Source organism: Streptomyces durocortorensis (assembly GCF_016901035.1).
Lineage (GTDB): Bacteria > Actinomycetota > Actinomycetes > Streptomycetales > Streptomycetaceae > Streptomyces > Streptomyces durocortorensis.
Map to the genome: position 1 here is coordinate 1 of NZ_JAFEUF010000309.1, position 6,833 is coordinate 6,833.

General features: G+C 73.7%; 5 protein-coding genes. 2 read left to right on the forward strand and 3 right to left on the reverse strand.

The window, feature by feature from the left end; all coding sequences use genetic code 11:
• Positions 1–107: 107 nt before the first annotated feature.
• Both JS521_RS32260 and JS521_RS32265 read right to left on the reverse strand, forming a co-directional pair.
• On the reverse strand, positions 108–1,499 hold the full coding sequence (locus tag JS521_RS32260; RefSeq protein WP_205086450.1) for an FAD-dependent oxidoreductase: 1,392 nt from the start codon (positions 1,497–1,499) through the stop codon (positions 108–110).
• Between the two features lie 52 nt (positions 1,500–1,551).
• Entirely contained in the window at positions 1,552–2,529 is a 978-nt protein-coding gene (locus tag JS521_RS32265) for a DUF4349 domain-containing protein (RefSeq protein ID WP_205086451.1), read from the reverse strand.
• A gap of 126 nt (positions 2,530–2,655) precedes the next feature.
• Here JS521_RS32265 and hemG point away from each other — a divergent pair, with 126 nt between their 5' ends.
• Both hemG and hemQ read left to right on the forward strand, forming a co-directional pair.
• Entirely contained in the window at positions 2,656–4,119 is a 1,464-nt protein-coding gene (gene hemG / locus JS521_RS32270) for a protoporphyrinogen oxidase (RefSeq protein ID WP_205086452.1), read from the forward strand.
• A 4-nt stretch (positions 4,120–4,123) separates the two neighbouring features.
• Positions 4,124–4,852: a hydrogen peroxide-dependent heme synthase gene (gene hemQ / locus JS521_RS32275; protein WP_205086453.1), complete on the forward strand. Its 729-nt coding sequence runs from the start codon at positions 4,124–4,126 to the stop codon at positions 4,850–4,852.
• A 212-nt stretch (positions 4,853–5,064) separates the two neighbouring features.
• Here hemQ and JS521_RS32280 read toward each other — a convergent pair whose 3' ends face one another.
• Positions 5,065–6,627 (reverse strand): alpha/beta hydrolase, encoded by a 1,563-nt coding sequence (locus JS521_RS32280; RefSeq protein WP_205086454.1) that lies wholly within the window; start codon positions 6,625–6,627, stop codon positions 5,065–5,067.
• Positions 6,628–6,833 lie beyond the last annotated feature (206 nt).

Sequence of the window (6,833 nt, forward strand, 5' to 3'; positions counted from 1 at the left end):
CCCCCCACCCCCCGCCCCCCCGCCCGCCCCCCCCCCCCCCCCCGCGCCCGCCCCCCGCCCCCCCCCCCCCGCCGCCCCCCCCCCCCCCCCCCCCCCCCCTGCTGCGTTCAGCTCCCCGCGCCCCGCACCGCCGCCACCGTCTTGCGCGCGGCGACCAGGACCGGATCCCAGACCGGTGAGAACGGCGGGGCGTAGCCCAGGTCGAGCGCGGTCATCTGCTCCACCGTCATCCCGGCCGTGAGCGCCACCGCCGCCACGTCCACCCGCTTCGCCGACCCCTCGCGGCCCACGATCTGCACGCCGAGCAGCCGGCCCGTACGCAGCTCCGCGATCATCTTCACCGTCATCGGCTTCGCCCCCGGGTAGTACCCCGCCCGCTGCGTCGACTCGATGGTCGCCGTCACGTACTGCAGCCCGACCGCGCGGGCGTCCTTCTCCCGCAGCCCGGTCCGGGCGATCTCCAGGTCGCACACCTTGCTCACCGCCGTACCGACCACACCCGGGAACGTGCCGTAGCCGCCCCCGACGTTCGAGCCGATCACCTGGCCGTGCTTGTTGGCGTGGGTGCCGAGCGCGATGTGCCGGGTATGGCCCGCCACCAGGTCCAGGACCTCCACGCAGTCGCCGCCCGCCCAGATGTTCTCGTGGCCCCTCACCCGCATCGCCAGGTCCGTGAGCAGCCCGCCGTGCGGGCCCACCGGCAGCCCCGCCTCGCGCGCCAGCTCCGTCTCCGGCTCGACGCCGATGCCGAGGACCACCACGTCCGCCGGATACGTCCCCGCGTCCGTCGCCACCTCGGTGACCCGGCCGTCCGGGCCGGTGAGGATCTTGGTGACGGCCGCCCCGTTGACCGTGGTGATGCCGAGACCGTCCATCGCCTCGTGGACGATCCGCCCCATGTCCGCGTCGAGCGTCGCCATCGGCTGCTCGCCCCGGTTGAGGACGGTCACCTCGAAGCCCCGCTTGAGCATCGCCTCGGCCATCTCGACGCCGATGTAACCCGCGCCCACCACGACCGCCCGCCGGGGCCGCTCGTCGGAGCCGAGCGCGTCCAGCGAGTCCAGCAGCGCCTGCCCGTCGTCCAGGGTCTGCACCCCGTGCACCCCGGCCGCGTCCATGCCGGGCAGCGCCGGGCGCACCGGACGGGCACCGGTGGCGATCACCAGCTTGTCGAAGTCCGTCCAGTACGTCCGCCCGCTCTCCCGGTCCAGCGCCCTGACCCGCCGCCCCGCCACGTCCAGCTCGGTCACCTCGGTCCGCATCCGCAGATCGATGTCCCGCTCCCGGTGCTCCTCGGGGGTGCGGGCGATCAGGTCGTCACGCTGCTCGACGTCGCCGCTCACCCAGTACGGGATGCCGCAGGCGGAGTACGAGGTGAAGTGGCCGCGCTCGAAGGCGACGATCTCCAGCGCGTCCGGCCCCTTCAGCCTGCGGGCCTGGGGGGCGGCGGACATGCCCGCCGCGCCCCCTCCGATGACCACCAGTCGCTCCGCTGCCATGTCCGGTATCCCTTTCGCCGTGCCGGCCGTCAGGGAGCCCACGCTACGGCGCTCAGGGGGCCGGGGTGTCCTGGGCCTCCTTCCGGGGCGCGGCCGGGACCTCGCGGGACGCCCGCCGGGCGCGCACCACCCGCCACACCACGACCGCCAGGGCCGCGGTGAGCAGGAACGGGAACGCCGCCCCGAACGCCACCGCGATCCACCGCAGCATCGTCACGAACGCGTCCCAGCCGCCGCCCAGCGCGTCCAGGAACCCCGGGTCCTCGTCCTTCGACCCGTCGTCGCCCGGGGCGTCCGGCGGCGTCAGGTCCAGGGTGATCGTCGCCAGCGAGGTGCGGTCCTTCAGGCTCGCCTGCTGGGCCAGCAACGACTCCAGGTCGGCCTGACGGCTGCTCAGCTCGCCCTCCAGGGCCACCACATCGCTGATCTTCTCCGCCTGGTCCATCAGCTCCCGCACCCGCGCCACGCTCGCGCGCTGGGTGGAGATCCGGCTGTCCACGTCGACCACCTGGTCGGTGACGTCCTTCGCGTTCGAGGTGCGCGACAGCAGCTTCCCGGAGCCGGCCAGCTCCCGCAGCACCTCCTGGAACCGCTCCTGCGGCACCCGCAGCACCAGGTGCGAGGTCTCATAGGTGTCGTCGAGCCGCTCGGTGTTCTCCGACGCGACCAGGCCCCCCGCGCCCTCCACCACACCGCGCGCGGCGGCCGCCGCCTTCGGCACGTTCTTCACCTCGACGGAGAGCGTGGCCGTACGGATGACATGGGTGCCCCCCGGCTTCGGCGCCGCCTTCTTCCCGGCCGCCTTCCCGTCCGTCTGCTCCTCGGGGGCGGCGGAGGCCGCCGCCCCTCCGTCACCGTCCGCGAACCCCTCGCGCGGTGCGGCCTTTCCGTCCGCTGCCTTCGCACCGCTTCCCGCCGAGTCGCCCGACGCCCCGCAGCCGCCGACGGCGAGCAGGAGGCCGAGCGTCCCGGCCACGAGCGCCGCACGCGCGCGGACGACAGATCGCCCGCTCTTGCTCTGCCTACGCATAACTGGTCCCCCCAGGACGGTTGTTGATGGTGACCGTTCGACGCGGCCGCCCCCGGACGGGTTGCCGCCCGCCGGTTTCGAAGTGGTCACGGTCAGGACGCGGTACGGGTTTGAGAGAGTGGACCCATGCAGCGTTCTCAACAGCGTGCGGAAACGCCCCCGGGCCACGTCGTCGTCATCGGCGGCGGCATCGCCGGCCTGGCCGCCGCCCACCGCCTGGTCGCCACCGGAGTGCGGGTCACCCTCCTGGAGGCCACGGACCGGCTCGGCGGCAAGCTCATGACCGGCGAGATCGCGGGCGTCCCAGTCGACCTGGGGGCCGAGTCGATGCTCGCCCGGCGCCCCGAGGCGGTCGCCCTGGCCGAGGCGGTGGGCCTCGCCGACCGTCTCCAGCCGCCCGCCACCGCCACCGCCTCGCTCTGGACGCGCGACGCGCTGCGCCCCATGCCCAAGGGCCACGTCATGGGCGTCCCCGGCGACCCGGCGGTCCTCGGCGAGGTGCTGTCGCCCGAGGGCCTGGCCCGGATCGCCGAGGAGCGCGACCTCACCCCGACCCCTGTGGGCGAGGACGTCGCGGTCGGTGCGTACGTCGCCGACCGGCTCGGCCGCGAGGTCGTGGACCGGCTGGTGGAGCCCCTCCTCGGCGGCGTCTACGCGGGCGACGCCTACCGGATCTCGATGCGCGCCGCCGTACCCCAGCTCTTCGAAGCGGTGAAGGAGGGCGGCCCGCTGCTGGAGGCCGTGGGCCGCATCCAGGAGCGCGCGGCGGCCCGGCAGCAGACCGGCCCCGTCTTCCAGGGCATCGCGGGCGGCATCGGCACCCTCCCGGCCGCCGTGGGCGACGCCGTACGGGCCGGCGGCGGCGAGATCCGCACCGAGACCCCCGTCCTCGGCCTGACCCGTACGGAAACGGGCTGGGCCGTCCGCACCGACACCGGGGTGATCACCGCCGACGGCATCGTCCTGGCCACCCCCGCCTGGTCCGCCGGCACCCTGCTGGCCGCCGAGTCCCCGGCCGCCTCCGCCGAGCTGTCCGGCGTCGAGTACGCCTCGATGGCCCTGGTCACCCTCGCCTTCCGGCGTACCGACATCGAGGCGTACGAGACCCTGCGCGGCCGCTCCGGCTTCCTCGTACCGCCGGTCGACGGCCACACGATCAAGGCGTCCACGTTCTCCAGCAACAAGTGGCAGTGGGTCGCCGACGCCGCGCCCGACCTCTTCGTGCTCCGTACCTCCGTCGGCCGGTACGGCGAGGAGGACCACCTCCACCGCGAGGACGAGGAACTCGTCGCCGTCTCCCTGCGCGACCTCGCCGCCGCCACCGGCCTCACCGCCCGGCCCGTCGACTCCGAGGTCACCCGCTGGATCGGCGGCCTGCCGCAGTACCCGGTCGGCCACCTGACCCGGGTCGCCCGGATCCGCGACGAGGTCGCCAAGCTGCCCGCCCTGCGGGTCTGCGGCGCTGTCTACGACGGGGTCGGCATCCCCGCCTGCATCGCGAGCGCGCACCGCGCGGCCGACGAGATCGCGAAGGAGATCATCGCCACGCCGACCCGGGTTCGGGGCACGGGGAGCGAGGCGGGACAATAGCCGTATGAGTGCTCCTGAGACTGCGACATCAAGCAAGAGTCCGAACGCCGGCAAGAAGGCCAAGGACCTCAACGAGGTCATCCGCTACACCCTGTGGTCGGTCTTCAAACTGCGCGACGTGCTCCCGCTGGACCGCGCGGGCTACGCCGACGAGGTCCAGGAGCTGTTCGACCAGCTCGCGGCCAAGGACATCACGGTCCGGGGCACCTACGACCTGTCCGGGCTGCGGGCCGACGCGGACATCATGATCTGGTGGCACGCCGAGACCGCGGACCAGCTCCAGGACGCGTACAACCTCTTCAGGCGCACCAAGCTCGGCCGCGCGCTCGACCCGGTCTGGTCGAACATGGCGCTGCACCGCCCCGCCGAGTTCAACAAGTCGCACATCCCGGCGTTCCTCGCCGACGAGACGCCGCGCGACTACATCAGCGTCTACCCCTTCGTCCGGTCCTACGACTGGTACCTGCTGCCCGACGAGGACCGCCGCCGCATGCTCGCGGACCACGGCAAGATGGCCCGGGGCTACCCGGACGTCCGCGCCAACACCGTCGCCTCGTTCTCGCTCGGCGACTACGAGTGGATCCTCGCCTTCGAGGCGGACGAGCTGTACCGCATCGTCGACCTGATGCGTCACCTGCGCGCCTCCGAGGCACGGCTCCACGTGCGCGAGGAGGTCCCGTTCTACACGGGCCGCAGGAAGAGCGTCGCAGACCTGGTGGCCGGGCTCGCATAACCAGCGAGTCCCGCACCACCCCAACCCGGAAGATCAGAGGGACGGGCACCGGGCACCGATCGTGCCGTCCGCCTCTCCAGCGACACCGGGTTCGGCTTCGGGGGGGGGGGGGCCCGGGGGGGGGGGGGGGGGCCCCCCCCCGGGGGGGGGGGCGGGGGGGGGGGCCCCCCCCCCGCGGGGGGGGCCCCCCCCCGCTCCGTTCGCGGCGGGCGTCAGTCCAGCGACACGGGGTTGGGCTCCGGGTGCGCGGCACAGTTCGCACCCCGCCCCGGCACCTCGCCGGTCAGCAGATACCGGCGCAGATGGTCGTCCACGCAGGCGTTCCCGGCCCCGCCGATGCCATGCGTCCCCGCGTCCCGCTCGGTCACCAGCGAGGACCCGGGCAGCCGCTTCCGCAGCTCCAGCGCCCCCTTGTACGGGGTCGCCGCGTCCCGCTCCGCCGCCAGGATCAGCACCGGCGGCAGTTCGCCCCACCCCACCCGGACGTCCAGCGGCCGCTGCCGGGACGCGGGCCAGAAGGCGCACGGCAGGTTGGTGAAGGCGTTGTCCCAGGCCTCGAACGGCGCGACGCGCGCCAGCTCCGTGTGGTCGCGGTCCCAGACCTCGAAGTCCTCGGGCCAGGGCGCGTCGTTGCACTCGACGGCCGTGTACACCGCCTGGGCGTTCTCGTTGTCCTTCGCCGCCACCGCGCGCGGGGACGCCTGCGCGACCAGCGCCTCCGGGTTGCCCCGGACGTACTCCGACAGCGCCGTCGCCCGCATCGCCCAGTAGTCGTCGTAGTAACCGGCCCCCAGGAACGCCGAGTGCAGCTGCCCCGGCCCGACCTTGCCGCCCGCCGGTTTCACCGCCAGCTCGGCGCGCACCTCGTCGTAGCGCCGCTGTACCGCCTCAGGGGTGGTCCCCAGGCGGTACACGTCGTCGTGCTCGGCGACCCAGCGGCGGAAGTCCTCCCAGCGCGCCTCGAACGCCAGCGACTGGCCCATGTTGGAGCGGTACCAGATCTGCTCCGGGTCCGGATCGACCACCGAGTCGAAGACCATGCGGCGTACGTGGGAGGGGAACAGCGTCGCGTACAGCGCGCCGAAGTACGTCCCGTACGACGCCCCCATGAACGTCAGCCGGCTCTCCCCGAGCGCGGCCCGCAGGACGTCCAGGTCCCGGGCGTTGTTCAGCGAGGTGTAGTGCCGCAGCGTCTCGCCCGCGTGCTTCTCGCACCCCTGCGCGTACGCCTTCGCACGGGCGACGCGCCGCTCCTTGTCCGCCTCGGTCGGATGGGTCGGCGCGTCGGTCGGACCCTTCGTGTACGCGGCGGGGTCCTGGCAACTCAGCGGGGCGGAGGAGCCGTTCACCCCGCGCGGTGCGTAGCCGACCAGGTCGTACGCCTCCGCGATCTCCTTCCACTCCGGCAGCTCCCCGGCCAGCGGGAAGGTGATGCTGGACGCGCCGGGGCCGCCCGGGTTGTAGACGAACGCGCCCTGCCGCTCCTTCGCCGGACCGGTTGCGGGGGTCCGGCTGACGGTCAGTTCGAGCTGCCGCCCGTCCGGCTCCGCGTAGTCGAGGGGCACCTTGACCGTGCCGCACTTCAGGGAGTCCGGGAGCATCTCCTCCTCGGGGCAAGCGGCGAAGTCGATGCCGGCGGCGGTGGCCCGGGCGGCGGCGATCGCGGTGCCCCGCGCCTCGGCGGAACCGGGGCGTTCCCAGGCCCCCGCCGGAGCGGCGGCGAGGGCGGACAGGACCAGGGAGCCGATCGATGTGTAGAGCGCAGCAGTTCTCACGCGCGGGGGCCTCTCTGCGGATGCGGAGAGGAAGGGTCGGGCGGGCAGGCGGGTATGTCCAACACCGCCCCGGAATGTCGTCGGAATCCACCCTGATGGGCGGTCAAGACCCGTACATGAGGGCCTTATTCAGACCTGGGCTTGCTTCACGACCCACCACCGCCGCAGCCGCCGCCCTGCTGCCCGTCACCGCATGGGCCGTTCAC

Coding starts and splice junctions, on each gene's coding strand:
- hemG (WP_205086452.1), top strand. CDS start 2,656: ATGCAGCGTTCTCAACAGCGTGCGGAAACGCCCCCGGGCCACGTCGTC.
- hemQ (WP_205086453.1), top strand. CDS start 4,124: ATGAGTGCTCCTGAGACTGCGACATCAAGCAAGAGTCCGAACGCCGGC.
- JS521_RS32260 (WP_205086450.1), bottom strand. CDS start 1,499: ATGGCAGCGGAGCGACTGGTGGTCATCGGAGGGGGCGCGGCGGGCATG.
- JS521_RS32265 (WP_205086451.1), bottom strand. CDS start 2,529: ATGCGTAGGCAGAGCAAGAGCGGGCGATCTGTCGTCCGCGCGCGTGCG.